The following is a 22,772-nucleotide window of genomic DNA, read 5'->3' on the forward strand; positions in this document are numbered from 1 at the left end:
GGACCCGTCTGGGCGGCAAATACTGACAATTTCTCAGGAACGCGTCGAACGGCGCGATGATGCCGCAACCCTTCGCCGATCTGCAACCCAGCGAACCCAGCTTTCACGCGTTGTCCGCCGGCGACACCCCAGATGAGGTCCTCAGCAGCAGCAGCTCCCCCAACCACATCCCGACCGTGAGCTACGGGCGGCGTCCAGCCCGGCAGCTTTGGCGACCCGATCAGCCACCACCTACCTCTGTCACTCCAGAGGCAGGCCTGCCCGAGCTCGACCTTGCGGCCGGGGCTCCGGGGATCAGCGACATCTGGGTGCCTGACCCCGATCCGCGGGCAGCGCGTCGCTATTGTGAGCCGCATGGCTGCTGACCTCGTGCCTATCCGCTTGAGCTTGACCGACGGCGACCGCTACACGGTATGGGCGCCCCGCTGGCGCGACGCCGGTGACGAGTGGGAGGCGTTCCTGGGCAAGGACGAAGACCTCTACACCTTCGAGTCGGCCGCCGACCTGGTCGCGTTCGTGCGGACCAACTCCGACAACGACCTCGCCGACCACCCGGCGTGGCAGGCGCTGACCGAGGCCAACGCCCACAAGCTCGACCCTGCCGAGGATCGGCACTACGACCTGATCGCGGTCGAAGAGCTGGTGTCGGAGAAGCCGACCGCCGAGTCGGTGGCAACACTGGCCAATGCGTTGACGATCGTCTCGTCGATCGGATCCGTTTGCGAGCTGCCGGCGGTGATGAAGTTCTTCAACGGCAACCCGACGCTGGGCTCGTTGAGCGGCGGCATCGACCACTTCAGCGGCAAGGCCGGGCTCAAGCGCTGGAATGTCATCGCCGATGTGGTCGGCCGCGGCTGGGATGACGTGATCAGCGCCGTCGACGGGATCGTCAGCATCCCCGACGTGGACAGCGCGGTGTCCGACGCCGCCGCGGCCGAGTTGGCCGAGCCGTACGAAGAGGAAGAGCCGGCGGTCGAGCCGGAGGCCACCGAGGAGCCCGAACCCGAAGTCGCGATCGCCGAGGATCCGGTGACCGCCCGAGCGGCCGGTGACGAGGTGGTACTCGGCGGCGACGAGGACTTCTGGGCCAAGGTCGGCATCGATCCGATCCGGATCATGACCGGCACGAGCACCTTCTACACGTTGCGCTGCTATTTCGACGACCGCCCGATCTTCTTGGGCCGCAACGGAAGAATCAGCGTGTTCAGCTCAGAGCGCGCGTTGGCCCGGTACCTCGCCGACGAGCATGACCACGACCTGTCGGACTTGAGCACCTACGACGACATCCGTACGGCCGCCACCGACGGCTCGCTGCACGTCGACATCACCGATGACAACGTCTACGTGCTGAGCGGACTGGCCGACGATTTCGCCGGCGGCCCGGAGGCGGTCGACCACGAGCAGCTCGACCTCGCGGTCGAATTCCTGCGCGACCTCGGCGAGTACTCCGAGGACCCCACCGTCGACAAGGCGCTTGATGCCGACGAACCGTTGGGCAAGCTGATCGGCTACATCCTCGAGCCCGACTCGACGGGCAAGCCGAAGCCGCCGTACGCCGATGCGGTGGGCGCGTGGGAAGACCTGGTGCAGTTCGTCGAGTCGCGGCTCAGGCGCGAATAGCGGCTCAGGCGCGAATAGCGCCGCAAGCCTGCCCTCACGAGCCGGGGAAGTTCACGTCCTTGGTCACGGCTTTCCACTCTTCGATCGACGCCGACAGCGTGGCGATCTTGTCGCGCATCGCCTTGAGGACGTCGCGGCCCAACAGCAGCCGCAGCGGCGGGTCGTCGAGTTCGGTCACCATCAGCACCGCCTCGGCCACCTTCTTCGGGTCGCCCGGCAGGTGGTCGGCGAACTGTTTGATCAGGTCTTTGCGGGCCGCCACGTCGGTGTAATCCGCGATCGGAGTGGCGGTCTCCTTCATCGAGCGCGTCGCCCAGTCGGTACGAAAAGCGCCCGGCTCGATGGCGACGACCTTGATGCCCAGTGGTCGCACCTCGGTGGCCAGCGCCTCGGTCACCGCCTCGAGGGCGAACTTGGTCGACGAGTAGTAAGCGTTGGGCGGGTTGGCCACCAGGCCCGTCATCGAGGAGATGTTCACGATGTGGCCCGAACCCCGCGCCCGCATCGCCGGCAACACCGCCTTGATCATGTTGACCGCACCGAAGTAGTTGACGTCGAACAGCTTTCGGACCTCGGCGTCCTCGCCCTCTTCGACCGCGGACAAGTAACCGTGACCGGCATTGTTGACCAGGATGTCGATGCCGCCGAACGCGCTCTCGGCCGCCGACACCGCACCGGCGATCTGGTCGGTGTCGGTGACATCGAGTGCGACGGCCAGTGCGCGGTCACCGAATTCGTCGGCGAGGTCCTGCACCGCGTCGGACCGTCGCGCGGTCACCACCGCACTGTGGCCGGCCGCCAGGACCGCACGGGCGATCTCGCGCCCGAAGCCCGTCGAGCATCCGGTGATCAACCAACGTGACACCTCAGGCCGTCCCTTCCGGTAGCCGACGCAGATACCCCGAACGCCGTTCGGCAAGTTCGGCTTTGCGCCGCTCCGCGGTGACGCGAGGCAGGTGCGGCACTTCGGTGTCGAGCCGGTCCAGCTTGACCACCCTGCCGTGAGCGCCCAGGTCCTCTCTGGGACCGGACTCGCCGAACTCGGCCATCCGCAGCGTCAGGACTGCCTCACCCAGCCCGTCGGAGTCGATCCAGTTGGCCACGCCGGGGTCGGACGGCGCGATCACGTAGGTGTAGCCGCCGCCTTCGTTGGTCACCGACTGCGCCTTGTTGAGGCTGCCGGTGCGGTCGACGATGTCCAGCGTGGTGCCCCAGATGTTGCTCAGCGGCACAGTGAAGTACTCGGCGCCGCCGTCACCCACGTCGACGACGAACGCCTCGTCCGGGGCGAGTTCGAAGCGGCCCATGACGTAGACCTGGTTGCGCATCGCACCGACCTTGTCGGCCGACCACGCGAGGTTGAACTGGTTGGGCGGCATCTTGTAGACGCCGTGGCTGAGCTTGCCGGTGAAGTTCGCGAAGTATGCCATCATCGCCGCGGTCGCCTCGGCCTGCTCGTCGCGGGTGCGCGCCGGGGTCACCGGCGGGCCACCGAGCCGTTGCACCTCAACGTGATTGGGGTCGTCGCGGCCCCAGTCCAGCAGCACATCGCGGATGTAGAACTCGTGCGCCGCCGAGGTGGTCCGCACGTGGTTGGGCCGACCGTTGGCGGCGTCCGCGTCGACCGTGATGGTGAAGCTGCCGTCGGAATCCACCTGCATGGTGCGGCCGTTCAGCACATCCACGGTTCCCATCTGGGCATCCCAGAGCGTGAAGTAGTTCTCCGTCATCCGGTGCTCGCCCACGCGGCCGTGAATCTCGTAACGCTCGTCTCCGGAGATCGGTATCACCCGGTACACGCTGTCGGGATTGTCGATGCCCCAACGTGATCCGGGGATTCGGCGGCCGTCGACAGGATGCGCCAGCCGCGTGATGCAACTGACCTTGGGCCGCAGCTTGTCCTGGTTCGACGACCAGATCGCCGCGGAGAACATCACCTCGGCGAAGGCGTCGTCGAACCGTTCCCGCATGGCCGGGGTCGCTTTCGCCCGTCCCAGCCAGGTCTCGGCCACAGACTGATACGCGGCTTTGACCACCGGGTGTTCGATCAGTTCGAGCGCCGCCAATTCCTGCTCGTGCTGGGCCGCTGTCGCGACGGGGTCTTCTGCCATGAGCTCTCCTCACTTCCCGACGTACTGATCGAATCGCTTGTGGTATTGGGCGAATCGCTCGTCGACCTGCTCCGGTCGCAGGCCGTAATCCGCCAGGCCGTACGGGGGGCGCGTCGCTTCGCGTGGCCGTTCTTCGAGCCACCGTCGCATGGCCGCTTCGGCCTCGCCGGTAAGCGGCAGGCCGATCGCGTCGTAGACCCGGGCCACTTGACCGATCGGGTCGGCAACCGCGTCCTCGAAGGCGATGTCGGTGACCCGATCGGCCTCGTCGGACCAGCCGTCGCGCACCGCCATCGCGCGGTCGTTCGTCCAGCCCATCCGCTCCAACCACTGCGCGCCGACCCGGTCGACATCGACGGTGTCGGCGTGCATCGCGTGTAGCGTCGCGTTCAGGCTGGCCCCCGAGGCGATGGTGGCGCACGGGTCGCGATGCATGTGCACGATGTGCAGATCCCCGAATCGGGCCCGCAATCGGTCGAGATAGCCGAGATGGGCCGGCGACTTGAGCACCCAGCGTTGGGCCAGTGCCCCGGTTTGCCGCTTCTGCCACTGCAGGAACTGCAGCATGCGGTGCAGGTAGGTGTAGGCGGGAGTGAAATCCTGTGCGTCGAGCCAGGATCGGTAGTGCGGCAGGCACGCACCGGATTCCGGGACATGCGACAAGAACGCATCGGCCAGAAAGACGATCTCCTCTTCGGCTTCGCGCGCATACATCGGATGGATCGCGAACAGGTCGGGCGCCAACTCGCGGGACTTCGCTTCGCGTCCTTCGCTCACTGCGATCCTTGGATCGCTGACACCGGGAACGACGAACGGGTAGTCCAGGCGGGGCGCCGCCTCGACGACCTCCCAGCCGTAGGCGCACTGAAAGCGCGGGTCGGCTGCCAGCAGCCGCTGCAGCAGCGTCGTTCCGCTGCGCATCATCCCGACCACCACAACCGGCGCAACCACGCGCTCCTGGAGGATCTCCGGGTGTCGGCGGATCCACTCCTGGGCGCGCAGTCGCATCCGCAGGCTGTGCACGATGCCCGCGCGCAGGATGAGCACTCCGATGGCGTTGAGGTCGGCGGTCGCGTAGTCGGCCAGCAAAACGCTCAGCGGGTGCTGGAATTCGCCCGGCCCCCAGTCGCTCAGCGATTCCTTGCGCTGCGCGTCGGCAAGGACGGCCGCCAGATCGAACGGTTCCACGCGATCAGAACTTCAGGTGCTGGCTGACATCGCCGAGCTGGTCGACGAACATGATGCGGCTGTCGAACCACCACGCGCCGTCCAGCCGGTGAAAGGTGTCTTTGTAATGTCCGGTCACGATCACCTGCAGCGGCAGGTCGGGTGTGGCCTGGGTGACGCAGTAGTAGGACTTGCTGTGCGCGCTGCCCGCGGTCTCGTCGATGTCGAGTTGAACGTTGCTGGTGTGGTGTCTGGTCTTCGGGGTGCCGTCGTCGTAGATGCGGGTGGCCATGTCATACATCCGCCGGACACCGTCGGCTCCCTCGAACACCGTCTCCGGAGGCCCGTTTTCGACTCCGCAGATGCGCCCGTGCGCGAACAGCCCTGCCACGCCGTCCAAGTCACCGGCGTCGAGCAGCTCGGCATAGCGGTAGATCAGATTGGTGATTTCTCGCCCGCTGCCACTCACGTCGCCGGGCGCCCACGTCGAATCACCCTGAAATCCTGGCAGAACCGCCCCGAGTCGCAGGCGTTTTAGGCCGAATCGGGCGGTACGTTTCCACCCATGGGTGAACTGGACAACTCCGTCGCGGTCATCACGGGTGCGGCCCGCGGCCAGGGGCGCAGCCACGCCGTCGCCCTGGCCGAGCAGGGGGCCGACATCATCGCCGTCGACATCTGCGCCGACGTCGAGACCATTCCCTACCCGTTGGCCACCGAAGCCGATCTCGACACCACCGCCGAGCTGGTTCGAGCGACCGGGCGCAAAGTGGTGCCGGTCATCGCCGACGTCCGCGACCGTGTCGCGCTGGAAGCCGGCGTGCAGACGGGGATAGCCGAGGTCGGTGAGATCGACATCGTGATCGCGAACGCGGGGGTCGTCGCCATCGGCGACACCCGAACGAACGCCGAACCGCTCTTCGACACGATCGTCGACACCAACCTCAAGGGGGTGTGGCACACGTTGCTGGCGACGGTGCCGTCGATCGTCCGCAGAGGCACCGGCGGGTCGATCGTTCTGGTCAGCTCGTCGCAGGGCCTGGTGGGCCGTGGCGGTGACGGCAGCACCGCGATGTTCGCCTACGCCGCTTCCAAACACGGCGTGGTCGGGCTGATGCGTTCGGCGGCAAACGCCTACGCGCCGCACAAGATTCGAGTCAACTCCATCCACCCCAGCGGTGTCGCGACACCGATGATCCTCAATGACTTCGTGATCAACCGGATGCTGGAGAATCCCAATCCGGCCGTCTCGCAGATGCTGCTGCCCGATGTGCCGTTGGTCGAGCCGCAGGATGTCACCGAGGCGGTGCTGTGGCTCGTCAGCCCGAGAGCGCGCTACGTGACGGGGATATCCGTGCCGGTCGACGCGGGGCACATCGTCATGTAGCGGCCGGGTGACGATGCAGAGCGCGCAGCGCGATGAGGAGGAGCCCGGCAACGAGGGCTAGCCGACGAGCACCGCGTAACGCGGCTTGATCACCTCGTCGATGATGGCCAACCGCTCGTCGAACGGGATGAACGCCGACTTCATCGCGTTGACCGTGAACCGCAGCAGATCGCTCCACCCGTAGTCGAAAGCGTCCACCAGCAGCGCCATTTCGCGGGTCATCGTGGTGTCACTCATCAGCCGGTTGTCGGTGTTGACGGTGACCCGGAAGCGGGTTCGGGCCAGCAGTGCGAACGGATGCTCGGCGATGCTGCCGACCGCCCCCGTCTGCACATTGGAGCTCGGACACATCTCGAGCGGAACCCGCTTGTCCCGCAGAATCGATGCGAGCCTGCCGAGTCGCACCTCGCCGTCGTCGGCGACGTCGATGTCGTCGACGATCCGCACCCCGTGGCCGAGCCGGTCGGCGCCGCAGAACGCGATCGCCTCCTGAATGGACGGCAGCCCGAACGCCTCACCCGCATGAATAGTGAAGCGTGCGTTGTTGTTTCGCATGTATTCGAATGCGTCGAGGTGTCTGGTCGGCGGATAACCTGCCTCGGCACCCGCGATGTCGAATCCGACCACACCCTTGTCGCGGAACCGGATGGCCAGCTCGGCGATCTCGCGGGACAGCGCGGCATGCCGCATCGCGGTCACCAGGCAGCGCACCACGATCGGACGCCCCGCGGCGGCCGCCGCCTTCTCCCCGTCCGCGAACCCGGCCAGCACCGCATCGACCACCTCTTCGAACGACAGGCCCTGGTTGATGTGCAGCTCGGGCGCGAACCGCACCTCGGCGTAGACCACTGCGTCGGCCGCCAGGTCCTCCACGCATTCGAACGCGACCCGGTGCAGCGACTCGGGCGTCTGCATCACCGCGACGGTGTGCGAGAACGGTTCGAGATAGCGCTCCAGCGACCCGCTGTGCGACGCGGTGCGAAACCACTGCGACAGCGCATCGATGTCCGTCGCGGGCAGGCCGTCGTAGCCGATCTGACCGGCGATGTCGAGCACGGTCGCCGGGCGGAGGCCACCGTCGAGATGATCGTGCAGCAATGCCTTCGGCGCTTGCCTGATCGTCTCGGCGTTCAGCGGCGTCGTCATGGGGTGATCCGATCGATGATCAGCGGGCGACCGACCGGGGGCGTGTCGCCGACGGTGTAGCCCGCGTCCAACTCGGCCATCGCGCCCGGAAAGCGGTCCGGAGTATCGGTGTAGAGGGTGAACAAGGTGTCACCGGCCGACACCGGGCTGCCCGGGCGGCGGTGGATCTGGATACCGGCCCCGGCCTGGACTTGCTCGCCCGGGCGGGATCTGCCCGCGCCGAGCCGCCACACCGCGAGCCCCACTGCCATTGCGTCGATGTCACCCATTGTGCCGTTCCGATTCGTGGTGACGGTTTCGGAGTACTTACCAACCGGCAAAGGTATGGACAAGTCACCGCCCTGCGCCGCGACCAGCGCGCGAAACCGGTCCATCGCCGTTCCGTCCCGCAGCGTCTGCTCCGGATCGCGCCGATCGATGCCGGCCAGCTCGAGCATCTCGCGGGCCAGGCCGACGGTCAGGCCGACCACGTCCGGCGGCCCGCCGCCCGCCAGCACCTCCAGCGACTCTGCGACCTCGAGCGCATTGCCGATAGCCGCACCCAGCGGCCGGTTCATGTCGGTCAGCACCGCACACGTCGGCAGCCCATGCTCGGCCCCCAGCGCGACCATGGTCTCGGCCAGTTCGCGACATCGCGACTCCGAGCGCATCAGCGCCCCGGACCCGACCTTGACGTCGAGCACCAGAGCGCCGGTTCCCTCGGCGATCTTCTTGCTCATCACCGAACTGGCGATCAACGGAAGCGACTCGACCGTGGCGGTGATGTCACGCAGCGCATAGAGTTTCGCGTCGGCAGGCGCCAACTGCCCGGCGGCGAAGATGGCTGCGCCGACATCGCAGAGTTGTTGGCGCACTTGGCTATCGGTGATCGAACCGGTGAAACCCGCGATCGACTCCAGCTTGTCGAGGGTGCCGCCGGTGTGCCCCAGACCGCGACCGGACGCCTGCGGCACCACACCGCCGCACGCGGCGATCACCGAGACCAGCGGCAGCGTGATCTTGTCGCCCACCCCTCCGGTGGAGTGTTTGTCGACGGTACGCAGCGGCTGACCGTCGCGGCGTAGGTCGCTGAAGTCGAACCGGTCACCGGAGGCCACCATGGCCGCGGTCCAGCGCGCGGTTTCGCCATAGTCCATGCCGCGCAGGAACACCGCCATCAGCAATGCCGACATCTGCTCGTCGGCGACCTGCCCACGGGTGTAGGCATCGATGACCCAGTTGATCGCCGCGTCGGACAACCGTTCTCCGTCACGCTTGGCCCGGATCACCGTCGGCGCATCGAAGCTCATCGACGCCACTCCTCAATCCCGGCCGTGCCGGGATCTTCGTCGCCGTCGCAACTCACAGGCGCCGCCCGTAGGCGACAAGATCCTGCGGGCCAAAGGCTTCCGGCAAAAGATCCCCCAGTCGCCGCGGCGCGTCCGGGTGGTCGATCAGCAGATCCGGTCCGCCGTGTTCCAGCAACACCTGACGGCACCGGCCGCACGGCATCAGCGGCGCTCCCCGACCGTCGACGCAGGCCAGCGCGATCAATTGGCCACCACCGCTGCCGTGCAGAGCACACACCACCGCGCACTCCGCGCAGAGACCTAGGCCATATGAGACATTCTCCACATTGCAACCGGTGACGATTCGGCCATCGTCGACCAGCGCGGCCGCGCCCACCGGAAAGCCCGAGTAGGGCGCATACGCGCCTCCAGCTGCCTGAATCGCTCTGTCGCGCAGCAGCTTCCACTCGATCGGGTCAGCCACGGCTGCGGCTTCGCGCGTCAATGCCATGCATCGGAGAACTCCGTCCTCTGTTGGCTAATTCACATGGTCACTCTAGATTCCCGGCGAGCGTCAATGGCGTAAGCCGCGAAGCGGTTCATCGACGAGTGCAAAAAGGTCTACATTCGCGGATGCAACAGGTCCTACCAGGAGGCGCTGATGACGACGACGTCCGCGAATCCAGACGGCTCGCCACTGCGGCGTCTGCGCCGCACCTTCTATCGCGGCGATCCCGGAATGTGGTCGTGGGTGCTGCATCGGATCACCGGCGCCACCGTCTTCTTCTTCCTGTTCATCCATGTTCTCGACACCGCGCTGGTACGTATCAGCCCGCAGGCCTACGACGAGGTCATCTCGACCTACAAGACACCGCTGGTCGGCCTGATGGAGCTCGGCCTGGTGGCCGCGGTGCTCTACCACGCGCTCAACGGGATCCGCGTGATCTTGATCGACTTCTGGGGACAGGGCCCCCGTTACCAACGGCAGATGCTGTGGGCGATCGCTGTCGTCTGGGTACTGGTGGTGGTGCCCGCCGCGGTGGTCGTCGCCGTCCACATGATCGGTCACGTCCGATGAGCTCACCCGATCTGCAACTCGGTCGCGGTCAGGTGGCGCCGGTTCGGCAACGCAGCCACGACCGCCCGGCCGGCCTGGACAACCCGCGGGCCCCGCGCCGGCGTGGCGGGATGCCGAACTTCGAGAAATACGCCTGGTTGTTCATGCGGTTCTCCGGCATCGTGCTGGTCTTCCTGGCGCTCGGGCATCTGTTCGTGATGCTGATGTGGGAGGACGGCGTCTACCGCATCGACTTCAATTACGTAGCGCAGCGGTGGCATTCGCCGTTCTGGCAGACGTGGGATCTGCTGTTGCTCTGGTTGGCGCAATTGCACGGCGGCAACGGGTTGCGAACCATCATCGACGATTACAGCCGCAAGGACTCCACCCGATTCTGGCTGAACAGCCTGCTGGTGCTGTCGATGGCGTTCACTCTGGTGCTCGGGACCTATGTGCTGCTGACGTTCGACCCGAACATCTCGGGCTAGGGAGGCGCACGTGATCAGCGAACACCGATACGACGTGGTGATCGTCGGCGCCGGCGGTGCCGGAATGCGGGCGGCCGTGGAAGCCGGACCGCGGGTGCGCACAGCGGTTTTGACCAAGCTCTACCCGACGCGCAGCCACACCGGCGCGGCCCAGGGCGGCATGTGCGCGGCGCTGGCCAACGTCGAGGACGACAACTGGGAATGGCACACCTTCGACACCGTCAAGGGCGGCGACTATCTCGCCGACCAGGATGCCGTGGAGGTGATGTGCAAGGAAGCCATCGACGCGGTGCTCGACCTGGAGAAGATGGGGATGCCGTTCAACCGCACCCCCGAAGGTCGCATCGACCAGCGTCGCTTCGGCGGGCACACCCGCGACCACGGCAAGGCGCCGGTGCGCCGATCCTGTTACGCCGCAGATCGAACCGGTCACATGATCCTGCAGACGCTGTACCAGAACTGCGTCAAGCACGATGTGGAGTTCTACAACGAGTTCTACGCCCTCGACCTGGTGCTCACCGATACTCCGAAGGGCCCGGTGGCCACCGGCGTGGTCGCCTACGAACTGGCCACCGGTGCCATTCACGTCTTCCACGCCAAGGCCGTCGTGCTCGCGACCGGCGGCTCGGGCCGGATGTACAAGACCACCTCGAATGCGCACACCTTGACCGGTGACGGCATCGGCATCGTGTTCCGCAAGGGACTTCCGTTGGAGGACATGGAGTTCCATCAATTCCATCCGACGGGTCTGGCCGGGCTGGGCATCTTGATCTCCGAGGCGGTGCGCGGCGAGGGCGGCCGGCTGCTCAACGGCGAGGGTGAACGCTTCATGGAGCGCTACGCGCCGACGATCGTCGACCTGGCGCCCCGTGACATCGTCGCCCGCTCGATGGTCCGCGAAGTGCTGGAGGGTCGCGGGGCCGGCCCACACAAGGACTACGTGTACATCGACGTGCGCCATCTCGGCGAAGAGGTGCTCAACGCAAAGCTGCCGGACATCACCGAATTCGCCCGCACCTACCTCGGAGTGGACCCGGTCAAGGAATTGGTTCCGGTCTACCCGACCTGTCACTACGTGATGGGCGGAATCCCGACCACCATCACCGGACAGGTGTTGCGGGACAACACCAATACCGTGCCCGGCCTGTACGCGGCCGGCGAATGCGCGTGCGTGTCGGTGCACGGCGCCAACCGGCTCGGCACCAATTCGTTGTTGGACATCAACGTGTTCGGGCGTCGCGCCGGGATCGCCGCGGCCGCCTACGCCAAGGGCCACGACTTCGTCGACATGCCGCCGGACCCGGCGACGATGGTGGTCAACTGGGTCGGCGACATCCTCTCCGAGCACGGCAACGAGCGGGTGGCCGACCTGCGCGGCGCGCTGCAGCAGACGATGGACAACAACGCCGCGGTGTTCCGCACCGAGGAGACGCTCAAGCAGGCGCTGACCGACATTCACTCCCTCAAAGAACGTTATTTGCGAATCTCGTTGCAGGACAAGGGCAAACGCTTCAACAGTGATCTACTGGAGGCCATCGAGCTCGGCTTCCTGCTGGAACTGGCCGAGGTGACGGTGGTCGGGGCGTTGAACCGCAAGGAATCCCGCGGCGGCCACGCCCGTGAGGACTATCCCAACCGCGACGACGTCAACTACATGCGCCACACCATGGCCTATAAGGAAATCGGGACCGAGAAGGACATCGCGGCCGGCAAGCAGGGCACCGATCTGCTCAGCGACATCCGGCTGGACTTCAAGCCGGTGGTGCAGACCCGTTACGAACCCAAGGAGCGGAAGTACTGATGAGCACCGAGGCACTGCAAGCGCCTTCCGGCGATCCTCCCCTGCCGGCCGTGCCGGAGGGCGCCGTCATGGTGACGCTGAAGATCGCCCGATTCAATCCGGAGAACCCGGAGCAATACGCCGATTCCGGTGGCTGGCAGAGCTTTCGGGTGCCGTGCCTACCGACCGACCGGGTGCTCAACCTGCTCATCTACGTCAAGAGCTACCTGGACGGGTCGCTGACCTTCCGGCGCTCCTGCGCGCACGGCGTCTGCGGTTCCGATGCGGTGCGGATCAACGGCCACAACCGGCTCGCCTGCAAGATGCTGATGCGCGATCTGCTGCCGAAGAAGCCCGGCAAAGACGTGACGATCACGATCGAGCCGATCCGCGGGCTGCCGGTGGAGAAAGACCTGATCGTCGACATGGAGCCGTTCTTCGACGCCTACCGCGCGGTCAAGCCGTACCTGATCACCAGCGGCAATCCCCCGACCCGGGAGCGGATCCAGAGCCAGACCGACCGCGCCCGTTACGACGACACCACCAAGTGCATCCTGTGCGCGGCGTGTACCACCAGCTGCCCGGTGTTCTGGAACGAAGGCAGCTACTTCGGCCCGGCGGCCATCGTCAACGCCCACCGGTTCATCTTCGACAGCCGCGACGAGGCCGCCGCCGAACGCCTCGACATCCTCAACGAGGTCGACGGTGTCTGGCGCTGCCGCACCACGTTCAACTGCACCGACGCCTGCCCGCGGGGCATCGAGGTCACCAAGGCGATCCAAGAGGTCAAACGCGCGCTGATGTTCGCCCGCTGAGTAGGCCTGGCCGGCCCGGCGCGCCCGGCCTGCCGGGCGCTGGCGGCCAGGCGCCCGCCCCGACGGGCGCTCGGCGCTCAACACGGCCTGTCACACAATCGCGGGCTGCCTCGTCTGATCTGCATGACACAGAAAACCCGCATCGAACCCCTGCCTCCCAAGCGGGCCAGCCTGCTGGTCCGCGCGATGTACCGCTACGCGAAGCGACGCTTCGGCGAAGTCCCCGAGCCGTTGGCGGTGGTCGCACACCACCCGCGACTGCTGGTTGCCAACGCCGTCCACGAGACCCTGCTGCAATCCGGCTCGCGCCGGCTGCCGGCCAACGTGCGCGAGCTGGCCGTGTTCTGGACCGCGCGCTCGATCGGCTGCTCGTGGTGCGTGGACTTCGGCTCGATGCTGCAGCGCCTCGACGGGCTGGACATCGACCGGCTCCGCGAGATCGACAGTTACGCCACCTCAGCGCTTTTCACCGAGGACGAGCGGGCCGCGATCGCCTACGCCGACGCGATGACCACCGATCCGCACACCGTCACCGACGAGCAGGTGGCCGACCTGCGGGCCCGTTTCGGCGACGACGGGGTGATCGAGCTGACTTATCAGGTCGGCGTCGAAAACATGCGTGCCCGAATGAATTCCGCACTGGGCATCACCGAGCAGGGCTTCAGCTCCGGGGATTCGTGCCGGGTCCCCTGGGCTTCCGAGCCCGGGGCAGATTCCGCAGCGGTGAACCGGTGAACTTGTCCGGGTTCGCGACATCCCACAGCGCGCTCACCTTTCCGTCGCGCACCGTCATGGCCGTGATCCGCGGCAGCATCGGCTGGTGCTCGTCGTCACCCGGCGATCCCGCGGTGTAGGCGCCGAGCTCACCGTTGATCAGTGCCAGTCGGCTCGACGTCACGAAGGCGGGCCCGTAACGCTCGGCCAGCCCGAACAGGAACCGGGCGACCTTGTCCGGCCCGTGGATGACGCGCGCCGCCGTCGGGGCCGCGCGGTTGGAGTCGCCGGTGAACGTCACCCCCGGATGCAGCAGAGCGACCGCCGCGGCCAGATCCCCTGATGTGATCGCCGCCATCAACTTGCCCACCACCTCGTCGTGGGCGGGGTCGGGGCTCGGCGGCGGTTCGGCGGTCACGGCACGGCGGGCCCGCGACGCCAGCTGGCGGGCGGCCGCCTCGCTGGTTCCCAGCACGTCGGCAACCTTGGCGAACGGCACCGCGAACCCGTCGTGCATGACGAACGCGACCCGCTGATCGGGTGACAACCGTTCCAGCACCACCATCGCCGCGAACCGGGCATCTTCGTGGGCGACCACCACCGACAGCGGGTCGTCGCCGTCGAACCCGGTCACCACCGGTTCCGGCAACCATTGGCCCACATAGCTTTCCCGCCGATGTGCGGCCGAGCGCAGCCGGTCCAGCCCGAGTCGGCTGACCACGGTCGTCAGCCAGGCCCGCAGGTCGTCGATCTCACCGTCGTAGGCGTTCCAGCGCAGCCACGCCTCCTGCACGATGTCCTCGGCGTCGGCCACCGTGCCGGTCAGCCGATAGCCGACCGACATCAGATGCGGTCGCAACGACTCGAATTCGGTGACCTGCTCGGCGGAGGCCATCTCGCGAGCGTATCTTGAGCCCGTGCACGTCTTGTCCGTTAATGTGGCCCGGCTCAGCACAAACCCCGATCCGCGGGCGCAGTCCAACGTGACGGGGATCGACAAGCGTCCGGTCATCGAGCCGGTATTGGTCCGGCCGCCCGGAGAGTCGCAAGGCGATGCCAGCGGTCTGGTCGGAGACCACATCGGAAATCCCAAGCTCCACGGCAAATCCGACCAAGCGGTCTACGCCTATGCTCGCGAAGATCTGGACCGGTGGGAAGAGCAGCTCGGCGTCACCCTCGACAACGGCATGTTCGGCGAGAACCTCACCACCGTCGGCGTCGATCTGACCGAGACCCGGATCGGGGAACGATGGCGGATCGGCAGCGGCACGCTGCTGCTCGAAGTCTCCGCGCCGCGCACACCGTGCCGGACGTTCGCATCCTTTCTCGACCGGCCGCGCTGGATCAAGACGTTCACCGAAGCCGGCGTGCCGGGCGCCTATTTCCGGGTCCTGGCTCAGGGTGAGGTGCGCGCGGGTGACGACATCACGATCGAGTACCGCCCCGACCACGACGTCACCATCGGGCTGGCTTTCACCGCCCGGATGAAAGATCCCGGTCTGGCGCCGGCGCTGCTGCAGGCCGAGGCGCTGTCAGCAGAGCTGAAAAGCTTCGTCCGCCAACGTGTTACATGACCGATCACCTCTGGCTGCACTTCGCCAAGCACGGTCCCGGCATCACACCGCCGGTCATCACCCGCGGCGAGGGCGTGACGATCTTCGACGACGCCGGCAAGAGCTACCTCGACGGTCTGTCCGGACTCTTCGTGGTGCAGGTCGGGCATGGACGGGTCGAACTCGCCGAGACCGCGGCCCGGCAGGCGAGCACGCTGGCCTACTTTCCGCTGTGGGGGTATGCCACCCCGCCGGCGATCGAGTTGGCCGACCGGATCGCGGGTTACGCCCCCGGGGATCTGAACCGGGTGTTCTTCACCAGCGGTGGCGGCGAGGCCGTCGAGTCGGCATGGAAACTGGCCAAACAGTATTTCAAGCTGACCGGCAAACCCGGTAAGTACAAGGTCATTTCGCGTGCCGTCGCCTACCACGGCACCCCGCAGGGCGCACTGGCGATCACCGGGTTGCCGGCCTACAAGACACCGTTCGAACCGTTGACCCCCGGTGGCTTCCGGGTGCCGAACACGAACATCTACCGGGCACCGGAGCCATTGCGCTCCGACCCAAAGGAATTCGGGCAATGGGCGGCCGACCGCATCGCCGAGGCGATCGAATTCGAAGGACCCGACACCGTCGCCGCGGTGTTCCTCGAGCCCGTTCAGAATGCCGGCGGCTCGATCCCGCCGCCGCCGGGTTACTTCGAGCGCGTGCGGGAGATCTGCGACCACTACGACGTGTTGCTGGTCTCCGACGAGGTGATCTGCGCGTGGGGCCGAATCGGATCCATGTTCGCCTGCAACGACTTCGGCTATCAACCCGACATGATCACCTGCGCCAAGGGGCTGACGTCGGGCTACTCGCCGATCGGCGCGATGATCGCCAGCGACCGGCTCTTCGAGCCTTTCAACGACGGGTCGACGGTGTTCCCGCACGGCTACACCTTCGGCGGCCACCCGGTATCGGCGGCGGTGGCGCTGACCAACCTCGACATCTTCGAACGCGAGAGCATCAACGCTCACGTCAAACGCCAGGCGCCCGCCCTGCGCGCCGCCCTGGAGCGCCTCTACGACCTGCCGATCGTCGGCGACGTGCGCGGCGAGGGCTTCTTCTATTCGATCGAGTTGGTCAAGGATCAGGCCACCCGGGAGACGTTTTCGCGTGACGAGGCCGCAGAACTGTTGCCGCGCATCTCGTCGTCGCTGTTCGCGGCCGGGCTCTACTGCCGCACCGACGACCGCGGCGACCCGGCCGTGGTCATCGCTCCCCCGCTGATCAGTGGCCCGGCCGAATTCGACACCATCGAGTCGATCCTGCGCGACGTGCTGAAGGACGTGCGGTGAAACCGCCCATCGACCCGATCCGCTGGCGGCCGCCTGGCTCACGACCGCTCCCCCCGCCGGATTTCACTGCGGCGCTGCGCATCGTCGAGGTTCCGGGCACCGCCGCCGAGGATGTCGTCGCCGACGCCGCCGGCAACATCTGGACCGGTGTAGAGGACGGGCGCATCGTCAAGGTCAGTCCGGACGGCGACGCGCAGGTGGTCGCCGACACCGGCGGCCGGCCGCTGGGCCTGGCGGTCGCCCGCGACGGCCGCGTGCTGATCTGCGACAGCCACCGTGGCCTGCTGCGTCTCGACCCGGAAACCGGCGGTATCGAGACACTGGTCGCCGACGTCGACGGCCGCCCGCTGACCTTCTGCTCGAACGTCGTCGAATCATCAGATGGCACAATCTTTTTCACCGAGTCGACCAGCCGTTTCTACTACGAGTACTACAAAGGCTCGGTCATCGAGGGACGCCCCACCGGCGCGCTGTTCCGGCTGGACCCCGACGGGACCGTCACCGAACTGGCCGGCGGACTGTACTTCGCGAACGGCGTCACGCTGACCGCGGACGAGTCGGCCGTGGTCTTCGCCGAGAGCGCCGGATGCCGGCTGTCGAAGTACTGGCTGGCCGGCGAGCGGGCCGGCACGGTCACTCCGCTGGTCACCGAGCTACCCGGCTATCCCGACAACATCTCGACCGGTCTGGACGGCCGGATCTGGGTTGCGCTGGTCTCGGAGCGCAACGCGCTCAACGAATGGCTCGGCCCACGGGCCCCGCTCATCCGCAGCGTGATGTGGCGACTGCTGCCCTACCGCTGGCTGCCCAACCCGAAAGCGACGGTCTGGGTGGCCGCCTTCGACCCCGACGACGGGCACGTGGTGGCTCAGGCCCACACCCAGCATCCCGACTTCGGCCTGATCACCGGCTTGGTAGAAGTACCGGGCCGGCTGTGGCTCGGCCGCATCGCCGGGCCCGGCATCGGTTACCTCGACTTGCAACATCCGTAACACCAGTAACAGCGCGGCTCCCTCGAATCGGGCCTTCGATCGCCTACTCTGCCTAGACATGACTGCCTTGGGGCCCGCCCTTCGCCGTGCGTCGTGCCTGGCAGCGGCCGGTTTCTTGTTCACCTCGCCGGTCCTGCTCGGGGTTCCCGCGGCGCTCGCCGAGCCCGCCGTGGTCCACGACCTCTGCCCGTACAAGGTGGCGACCCCGGCCGCGGTCGACTCATCCGAAGTCCCCGAGGCCGGCGAGCCGCCGCTGCCGTTGCCGGTGCCGGCCTCGCCGATCGGCGGTAACTCGCTGAGCGGCTGCGGCGTGATCACCGCCGCCGGCACCCCGCCGGTGCCCAACGACGTCTCGGCCGACGCCTGGGTGGTGGCCGACCTGGACAGCGGCGCCCTCGTCGCCGCCCGCGACCCACACGGCCGTCATCGCCCGGCGAGCGTCATCAAAGTGCTCGTCGCGACGGCCGCACTGCGCGAGCTCAACCTGAACAAGAACGTCGACGGCACACCCGAGGACGCCGCTGCAGAAGGCACCAAGGTCGGGGTGTCCCCCGGTGGCATCTACACCGTCAACCAGCTGTTGCACGGATTGCTGATGCACTCCGGCAACGACGCCGCACACTCGCTGGCCATGCAACTGGGTGGCATGCCGGTCGCCCTCGACAAGATCAACGCGTTGGCGGCCAAGCTCGGCGGTAAGGACACCCGCGCCGCGACACCGTCGGGCCTCGACGGTCCCGGCATGAGCACCTCGGCCTACGACATCGGCTTGTTCTACCGATATGCCTGGCAGAACCCGACTTTCGCCGACATCGTGCACACCGAGAAGTTCGACTTCCCCGGTCACGCCGACCATCCGGGCTACGAGCTGGAGAACGACAACCAGTTGCTCTACCACTACCCGGGGGCGCTCGGCGGTAAGACCGGTTACACCGACGACGCCGGCCAGACGTTCGTCGGCGCGGCCAACCGGGATGGCCGCCGGCTGGTGGCGGTGCTGCTGCACGGCACCCGTGTGCCGATTGCGCCGTGGCAGCAAGCCGCCCATCTGCTCGACTACGGCTTCGCAACCGCCCCAGGAACTCGGGTGGGGACGCTGATCGAACCCGACCCGTCGCTGGCCACACCCAAAGCTGCAGGGCCCGGCGACAACGGCGGCGGACCCGCCGCCAACGCGGCCGCGCTAATACCGAGCGTTGACGCTTTGCCGATTAGGGTCGGTGTCGCGGTGATCGGTACGGTCGTCGTGTTCGGCTTGATTATGGTGGCGCGCTCGATGAACCGACGGCCGCAGCACTAAGCAGCGACTGTCGACCGGGCGGCTACCCGGAGGGAGATCGTGAGCCGCATCGGCGAGTCACTGCGGTCGCGACGGCGAATGATGATCGCCGTCACGGCGGCGACCCTGGGCATCATCTGCGGCTACGACCTGTCCAACATCGCCGGTGCGCTGCTGTTCATCACCAACGATTTCAGCCTGACCGTCCGTAAGCAGGAATTGCTGACGACCATGGTGGTGATCGGCGAAATCTGTGGCGCGCTCAGCGGCGGGTTCCTGGCCAACGCGATCGGACGCAAACGCTCGATGATGATGGTGGCCGGCGGCTACGCGGTTTTCTCGCTACTGGGCGCGGCCGCCGTGTCGATGCCGTGGCTGATGACGGCACGCATGCTGCTCGGCATGACCATCGGGTTGTCCGCCGCGGTGACGCCGGTCTTCATCGCCGAATCTGCGCCGGCGCAGCAGCGCGGCTCGCTGCTGGTCACCTACCAGGTGGCAACCATCCTGGGCATCATCGGTGGCTACCTGTCGGCGTTCGCGCTGGCGGATTCGGGTAGCTGGCGCTGGATGCTCGGGCTGGCGGCGGTGCCGGCGCTGCTGGTCCTGCCGCTGCTGGCCTCCACGCCCGACACCGCGCGGTGGTATCTGTTCAAGAATCGGGTCGACGACGCCCGTCGCTCACTGCTGCGGATCGAGCCGAACAGCGACGTCGACAAGGAACTCGCCGAGATCGCCGAAGCGATGGCCGAGGAACGGGGCGGATCGATCCTCGAGATGCTGCGCCTGCCGTATCTTCGCGCCACGTTGTTCGTCGTCGGGATCGGCTTTTTCGCTGAGCTGAGCGGAATCAACGGGATCATCTACTACAGCCCGCTGCTGTTCGAGGCGATGGGATTTCAGGGCAACTTCGCTCTGCTGGTGCTGCCGGCCATCGTTCAGGTCGCTTCGCTGGCCTCGGTGCTGGCCTCGCTGCTCCTGGTCGACCGGATCGGACGCCGCCCGATCCTGTTGTCAGGCATCGGCGCGATGATCCTGGGCGACCTGGTCCTGGTGGTGGTGTTCGCCGCCAAGTCCAGCGCCGTCTCCGGATTCGGGTACGTCGGGCTGCTGATGTTCACCATGGGATTCACCTTCGGTTTCGGCGCGCTGGTCTGGGTCTATGCCGGCGAGAGCTTCCCGGCGCACCTGCGATCGCTGGGGTCCAGCGCGATGCTCACCGCCAACCTGACCGCCAACGCGCTGATCGAGTCGGTCTTTCTGACCATGCTGAACAACCTCGGCGGCGCCGGAATGTTCAGCATCTTCGCGCTGCTCGCGGTGGTCGGACTTGTCATGGTCTACAAGTTCGCCCCCGAAACCAAGGGCCGACAGCTCGAAGACATCCGCCACTTCTGGGAGAGTGGGGGCCGCTGGCCCGACGAAACCCCCAGCGCGGCAACGGATGTGTCGGTATGCCGCTGATAGCGGCCGGCACAGTCGTACTCGAACAAGGCGTCTGCCGCCCGGGTTGGGTGTACTCCTCGGGCACCACGATCGCGGGCTGCGGCGCGGGCGTGCCGCCCCGATCCCCCGATGTCGACCTGCCCGACGCGCTGGTGGTTCCCGGTTTCGTCGACATCCATGTGCACGGCGGCGGTGGCGCGTCTTTTCTCACGGGCAAGATGTCAGAAGTTCTGCGCGCCTGCGCTTTTCACCGTGAACACGGCACCACCGCTACCTTGGCCAGCCTGGTCACCGGCCCCCCGGAGCAGTTGGTCACCGCGGTGCGCGGACTCGCCGAGGCGACCCGCGCGGGCATCATCGCCGGCATCCATCTAGAAGGACCCTGGCTCAGCGCTGCGCATTGCGGGGCTCACGACGCGGCGCAGATGCGTGATGCGACGCCCGCTGAGATCGACGCGCTGCTGACCGCCGGTGACGGCACGATCCGAATGGTCACCCTGGCGCCCGAGCGACCGGGCAGCGAGGAGGCGATTGCCCGCCTGGTCGACGCCGGAGTGGTTGTGGCGCTTGGTCATACCGATGCGACCTACGAGCAGACCCGCCAGGCCATCGAATTGGGTGCCACCGTAGCAACCCATCTGTTCAACGCGATGCCGCCACTGCACCATCGCGAGCCGGGGCCGGTGCTCGCACTGCTGGAGGATCCGCGGGTGACCGTGGAGTTGATCGCCGACGGCGTCCACGTCCACCCCGCGGTAGTGCGAACGACCGTGCAGGCCGCCGGAGCCGACCGGGTCGCGCTGGTCACCGACGCGATCGCCGCGGCGGGCGCGAACGACGGTGAGTATCAGCTCGGCTCGGTGCCGGTCGACGTCGCCCAGGGGGTGGCGCGGGTGCGAGGGACCTCGACCATCGCCGGCAGCACCGCGACCATGGACCGGTTGTTCGCGACCGCGGCCGGGCTCGGTGCCGACCGGGACGCCGCCCTGTTGGCGGCCGTGCAGTTGACGTCGACGACCCCGGCCCGGGCAATCGGCCTGGCCGGCGCCGGCGCGCTGCACGTCGGATACGACGCCAATCTTGTTGTGCTGGAGCGCGATCTCTCGGTGCGCGCCGTCATGACCGGTGGCGACTGGGCGGTCGAGCCCTGACGTTTGCTACCGTCGGACGGGTCAGCACCTGACACCCGGACGAGGCGCACCGTACCCGGCCAACGACAAGACGGCGCGGGAGAGGTGTGCGATGGCGTGGCTGATTCTGGTGGCCTCCGGGGTTCTCGAGGCGGTGTGGGCCACCGCGATGGACCGTTCGGACGGATTCACCAAGCTGGTCCCGTCGCTCATTTTTGCGGTGGCCGTGCTGTTTTCGATGATGGGCCTGGCCGTGGCAATGCGAAGCCTGCCAACGGGTACCAGCTATGCGGTCTGGGTCGGCGTCGGCGCGGTGCTCACCGTGGGTTACGCGATGCTGACCGGCGAGGAGACCGCTTCGCCGATCAAGGTGTTGCTGATCGCCGGTGTAGTCGGCTGCATCGCCGGCTTGAAACTGGTGAGCTGATCACCTGGTCCGACGGGTGAGCCGGGAAAAGCCCAGGGCACCAATGGCACCCACGACGGCGGCGGTGGCCAGCTGTCGCGCCTTGAGTCCATCGGCCGGTGGCAGCCGGGGAATCGAGACCCTCAGCTCCGGCTGCTCCGGCTGCTCCGGCTGCTCGGGCTGAGTCTCCGGCGGCGGCGGGACGGGGCCCGTCGTCGCCGCCCACGCGGTCGCGAACAGCAGCAGCCGCGCTGTGACGTAAGCGAACACCATCAGGCCCAGCACCGGCCCGAAGGTGGCTCCGGCCGGGCTGCGCAGCACCGACTTCAGGTAGATCGACCCGACCAGCTTGAACACTTCGAAGCCGACCGCCGCCAGGAGTGCCGCGCGCACGGCGCTGCCGAAGTCGACCGGATCCCTGGGCAACCGGGCGATCATCCAACCGAACACCAACCACGACAACAGGAATGACACCAGCACCGAAACGGAACGCAGGATCGCGTCGAGCACCGGAAGGTCGTGCAGACCCAGCGCCCGCAGCAGCCGGGCCATCGGTCCCGCTCCGGCCAGCGCGCTGAGCGCAAGGGTGGCGAAGATGGCGAAGAACGACGACACCATCGCGACGAGGTCGGAGAATTTGGTGCGGACGTATCCCTTCGATCCGTCGGTCTGCCGCCACAACTCGGTCAGCGCGACCCGCAGGTTGCTCATCCAGTTGAGTCCCACCCACAGGGCGACGGCCAGACCGATCACACCGACCGATGCCCGGGCGTCGATCGCCGAATTCATCAGGTCGAGCATCTGCTGGCCCAGGGCGCCGGGCACCGCGTGCCTGACCTTGTTGTCGATCGCGGCCAGCACGCTGGGACGCCGCGACAACAGGAACCCGGCCACACTGAATCCGACCATCAGCAGCGGGAACAACGCGAAGATCGTGTAGTACGTCAGACCGGCCGCGAAGAAATTGCCCTGACATTCGTCGAACCAGTCATTGGCCCGAATCGCGTGGTCCAACCATGCGTACCGCGCCCGCAGTCGATCCAGGATTCCTGGCTTGGCCGGTTCGCTCATCA

24 protein-coding genes and 1 riboswitch are annotated in these 22,772 nt (G+C 67.0%); of the genes, 15 read left to right on the forward strand and 9 right to left on the reverse strand.

Going from position 1 to position 22,772, the window contains the following annotated elements; translation table 11 throughout:
* The first annotated feature begins 59 nt into the window (after positions 1–59).
* Together CYU59_RS01865 and CYU59_RS01870 are read left to right on the forward strand one after the other, a co-directional pair.
* Positions 60–365: a hypothetical protein gene (locus tag CYU59_RS01865; RefSeq protein ID WP_292975194.1), complete on the forward strand. Its 306-nt coding sequence runs from the start codon at positions 60–62 to the stop codon at positions 363–365.
* Entirely contained in the window at positions 355–1,620 is a 1,266-nt protein-coding gene (locus CYU59_RS01870; protein WP_292975196.1) for a primosomal protein, read from the forward strand. The genes CYU59_RS01865 and CYU59_RS01870 overlap by 11 nt, the downstream gene beginning before the upstream one ends.
* Before the next feature lie 34 nt (positions 1,621–1,654).
* Here CYU59_RS01870 and CYU59_RS01875 read toward each other — a convergent pair whose 3' ends face one another.
* From CYU59_RS01875 to CYU59_RS01890, 4 genes are read right to left on the reverse strand one after another with little or no spacing between them, the layout of a single operon-like run.
* Positions 1,655–2,485: an oxidoreductase gene (locus CYU59_RS01875; RefSeq protein ID WP_292975198.1), complete on the reverse strand. Its 831-nt coding sequence runs from the start codon at positions 2,483–2,485 to the stop codon at positions 1,655–1,657.
* Position 2,486: 1 nt separating this feature from the next.
* Positions 2,487–3,731, reverse strand: a complete 1,245-nt coding sequence (locus CYU59_RS01880) for a hypothetical protein (RefSeq protein WP_292975200.1) — start codon at positions 3,729–3,731, stop codon at positions 2,487–2,489.
* Between the two features lie 9 nt (positions 3,732–3,740).
* Entirely contained in the window at positions 3,741–4,919 is a 1,179-nt protein-coding gene (locus tag CYU59_RS01885; protein WP_292975203.1) for a sulfotransferase, read from the reverse strand.
* A 4-nt stretch (positions 4,920–4,923) separates the two neighbouring features.
* Positions 4,924–5,367, reverse strand: coding sequence for a nuclear transport factor 2 family protein (locus tag CYU59_RS01890; RefSeq protein ID WP_292975205.1), 444 nt, complete (start codon positions 5,365–5,367; stop codon positions 4,924–4,926).
* Between the two features lie 96 nt (positions 5,368–5,463).
* Between CYU59_RS01890 and CYU59_RS01895 the strand changes: the two genes are divergently transcribed.
* On the forward strand, positions 5,464–6,285 hold the full coding sequence (locus CYU59_RS01895) for a mycofactocin-coupled SDR family oxidoreductase (protein WP_292975208.1): 822 nt from the start codon (positions 5,464–5,466) through the stop codon (positions 6,283–6,285).
* A gap of 57 nt (positions 6,286–6,342) precedes the next feature.
* Here the strand turns inward: CYU59_RS01895 and CYU59_RS01900 are convergent, their stop codons facing one another.
* The 3 genes from CYU59_RS01900 to CYU59_RS01910 are packed head-to-tail and all read right to left on the reverse strand — an operon-like array spanning position 6,343 to position 9,210.
* Complete coding sequence (locus CYU59_RS01900; protein ID WP_292975211.1) at positions 6,343–7,431, reverse strand: adenosine deaminase; 1,089 nt, start codon at positions 7,429–7,431, stop codon at positions 6,343–6,345.
* Positions 7,428–8,729, reverse strand: a complete 1,302-nt coding sequence (locus CYU59_RS01905; protein WP_292975214.1) for a thymidine phosphorylase — start codon at positions 8,727–8,729, stop codon at positions 7,428–7,430. The genes CYU59_RS01900 and CYU59_RS01905 overlap by 4 nt, the downstream gene beginning before the upstream one ends.
* Before the next feature lie 43 nt (positions 8,730–8,772).
* Positions 8,773–9,210 carry a cytidine deaminase gene (locus CYU59_RS01910; RefSeq protein WP_292975217.1) on the reverse strand — a complete coding sequence of 146 codons (438 nt, stop codon included), beginning with the start codon at positions 9,208–9,210 and terminating at the stop codon, positions 8,773–8,775.
* Between the two features lie 150 nt (positions 9,211–9,360).
* On the opposite strand from CYU59_RS01910, the gene sdhC reads away from it, so the two are divergent.
* The 5 genes from sdhC (at position 9,361) to CYU59_RS01935 (ending at position 13,574) form a co-directional block, all read left to right on the forward strand.
* Positions 9,361–9,777, forward strand: a complete 417-nt coding sequence (sdhC, locus tag CYU59_RS01915; protein ID WP_292975220.1) for a succinate dehydrogenase, cytochrome b556 subunit — start codon at positions 9,361–9,363, stop codon at positions 9,775–9,777.
* Positions 9,774–10,244 carry a succinate dehydrogenase hydrophobic membrane anchor subunit gene (locus CYU59_RS01920; RefSeq protein ID WP_292975222.1) on the forward strand — a complete coding sequence of 157 codons (471 nt, stop codon included), beginning with the start codon at positions 9,774–9,776 and terminating at the stop codon, positions 10,242–10,244. The genes sdhC and CYU59_RS01920 overlap by 4 nt, the downstream gene beginning before the upstream one ends.
* A 10-nt stretch (positions 10,245–10,254) precedes the next feature.
* On the forward strand, positions 10,255–12,045 hold the full coding sequence (gene sdhA / locus CYU59_RS01925; RefSeq protein WP_292975224.1) for a succinate dehydrogenase flavoprotein subunit: 1,791 nt from the start codon (positions 10,255–10,257) through the stop codon (positions 12,043–12,045).
* Complete coding sequence (locus CYU59_RS01930) at positions 12,045–12,839, forward strand: succinate dehydrogenase iron-sulfur subunit (protein WP_292975227.1); 795 nt, start codon at positions 12,045–12,047, stop codon at positions 12,837–12,839. The genes sdhA and CYU59_RS01930 overlap by 1 nt, the downstream gene beginning before the upstream one ends.
* A gap of 123 nt (positions 12,840–12,962) precedes the next feature.
* A complete protein-coding gene (locus CYU59_RS01935) occupies positions 12,963–13,574 on the forward strand; it encodes a carboxymuconolactone decarboxylase family protein (protein ID WP_292975230.1) in 612 nt (203 codons plus the stop codon).
* On the opposite strand, the gene CYU59_RS01940 is transcribed toward CYU59_RS01935, so the two are convergent.
* Positions 13,501–14,448, reverse strand: coding sequence for a sigma-70 family RNA polymerase sigma factor (locus CYU59_RS01940; protein ID WP_292975233.1), 948 nt, complete (start codon positions 14,446–14,448; stop codon positions 13,501–13,503). The two genes, CYU59_RS01935 and CYU59_RS01940, sit on opposite strands and share 74 nt — an antisense overlap.
* A 22-nt stretch (positions 14,449–14,470) precedes the next feature.
* Between CYU59_RS01940 and CYU59_RS01945 the strand changes: the two genes are divergently transcribed.
* From CYU59_RS01945 to CYU59_RS01975, 7 genes are all read left to right on the forward strand, one after another.
* A complete protein-coding gene (locus CYU59_RS01945; RefSeq protein WP_292975236.1) occupies positions 14,471–15,127 on the forward strand; it encodes an MOSC domain-containing protein in 657 nt (218 codons plus the stop codon).
* On the forward strand, positions 15,124–16,446 hold the full coding sequence (locus CYU59_RS01950; RefSeq protein WP_292975238.1) for an aspartate aminotransferase family protein: 1,323 nt from the start codon (positions 15,124–15,126) through the stop codon (positions 16,444–16,446). Before CYU59_RS01945 ends, CYU59_RS01950 begins: the two co-directional genes overlap by 4 nt.
* A complete protein-coding gene (locus CYU59_RS01955) occupies positions 16,443–17,438 on the forward strand; it encodes an SMP-30/gluconolactonase/LRE family protein (RefSeq protein WP_292975241.1) in 996 nt (331 codons plus the stop codon). The genes CYU59_RS01950 and CYU59_RS01955 overlap by 4 nt, the downstream gene beginning before the upstream one ends.
* 58 nt (positions 17,439–17,496) lie before the next feature.
* Entirely contained in the window at positions 17,497–18,738 is a 1,242-nt protein-coding gene (locus CYU59_RS01960) for a D-alanyl-D-alanine carboxypeptidase family protein (RefSeq protein WP_292975243.1), read from the forward strand.
* A gap of 39 nt (positions 18,739–18,777) precedes the next feature.
* Entirely contained in the window at positions 18,778–20,181 is a 1,404-nt protein-coding gene (locus CYU59_RS01965; RefSeq protein ID WP_292975245.1) for a sugar porter family MFS transporter, read from the forward strand.
* Positions 20,172–21,314, forward strand: a complete 1,143-nt coding sequence (nagA, locus tag CYU59_RS01970) for an N-acetylglucosamine-6-phosphate deacetylase (RefSeq protein WP_292975247.1) — start codon at positions 20,172–20,174, stop codon at positions 21,312–21,314. Before CYU59_RS01965 ends, nagA begins: the two co-directional genes overlap by 10 nt.
* A 15-nt stretch (positions 21,315–21,329) precedes the next feature.
* Positions 21,330–21,394: riboswitch (guanidine-III (ykkC-III) riboswitch) on the forward strand.
* A gap of 11 nt (positions 21,395–21,405) precedes the next feature.
* Complete coding sequence (locus tag CYU59_RS01975; RefSeq protein ID WP_292975250.1) at positions 21,406–21,720, forward strand: multidrug efflux SMR transporter; 315 nt, start codon at positions 21,406–21,408, stop codon at positions 21,718–21,720.
* Here CYU59_RS01975 and yhjD read toward each other — a convergent pair whose 3' ends face one another.
* Complete coding sequence (yhjD, locus tag CYU59_RS01980; RefSeq protein WP_292975253.1) at positions 21,721–22,770, reverse strand: inner membrane protein YhjD; 1,050 nt, start codon at positions 22,768–22,770, stop codon at positions 21,721–21,723.
* Positions 22,771–22,772 lie beyond the last annotated feature (2 nt).

Origin of the sequence: Mycobacterium sp., from assembly GCF_002863225.1 — a bacterium.
GTDB lineage: Bacteria > Actinomycetota > Actinomycetes > Mycobacteriales > Mycobacteriaceae > Mycobacterium.

Bases quoted from the DNA above. Each gene is read 5' to 3' on its own strand.
- CYU59_RS01895 (WP_292975208.1), top strand. From the start codon at position 5,464: ATGGGTGAACTGGACAACTCCGTCGCGGTCATCACGGGTGCGGCCCGC.
- CYU59_RS01950 (WP_292975238.1), top strand. From the start codon at position 15,124: ATGACCGATCACCTCTGGCTGCACTTCGCCAAGCACGGTCCCGGCATC.
- CYU59_RS01880 (WP_292975200.1), bottom strand. From the start codon at position 3,731: ATGGCAGAAGACCCCGTCGCGACAGCGGCCCAGCACGAGCAGGAATTG.
- CYU59_RS01935 (WP_292975230.1), top strand. From the start codon at position 12,963: ATGACACAGAAAACCCGCATCGAACCCCTGCCTCCCAAGCGGGCCAGC.
- CYU59_RS01910 (WP_292975217.1), bottom strand. From the start codon at position 9,210: ATGGCATTGACGCGCGAAGCCGCAGCCGTGGCTGACCCGATCGAGTGG.
- CYU59_RS01865 (WP_292975194.1), top strand. From the start codon at position 60: ATGCCGCAACCCTTCGCCGATCTGCAACCCAGCGAACCCAGCTTTCAC.
- CYU59_RS01960 (WP_292975243.1), top strand. From the start codon at position 17,497: ATGACTGCCTTGGGGCCCGCCCTTCGCCGTGCGTCGTGCCTGGCAGCG.
- CYU59_RS01975 (WP_292975250.1), top strand. From the start codon at position 21,406: ATGGCGTGGCTGATTCTGGTGGCCTCCGGGGTTCTCGAGGCGGTGTGG.
- CYU59_RS01940 (WP_292975233.1), bottom strand. From the start codon at position 14,448: ATGGCCTCCGCCGAGCAGGTCACCGAATTCGAGTCGTTGCGACCGCAT.
- CYU59_RS01900 (WP_292975211.1), bottom strand. From the start codon at position 7,431: ATGACGACGCCGCTGAACGCCGAGACGATCAGGCAAGCGCCGAAGGCA.
- sdhC (WP_292975220.1), top strand. From the start codon at position 9,361: ATGACGACGACGTCCGCGAATCCAGACGGCTCGCCACTGCGGCGTCTG.
- CYU59_RS01930 (WP_292975227.1), top strand. From the start codon at position 12,045: ATGAGCACCGAGGCACTGCAAGCGCCTTCCGGCGATCCTCCCCTGCCG.
- CYU59_RS01920 (WP_292975222.1), top strand. From the start codon at position 9,774: ATGAGCTCACCCGATCTGCAACTCGGTCGCGGTCAGGTGGCGCCGGTT.
- CYU59_RS01870 (WP_292975196.1), top strand. From the start codon at position 355: ATGGCTGCTGACCTCGTGCCTATCCGCTTGAGCTTGACCGACGGCGAC.
- nagA (WP_292975247.1), top strand. From the start codon at position 20,172: ATGCCGCTGATAGCGGCCGGCACAGTCGTACTCGAACAAGGCGTCTGC.
- yhjD (WP_292975253.1), bottom strand. From the start codon at position 22,770: ATGAGCGAACCGGCCAAGCCAGGAATCCTGGATCGACTGCGGGCGCGG.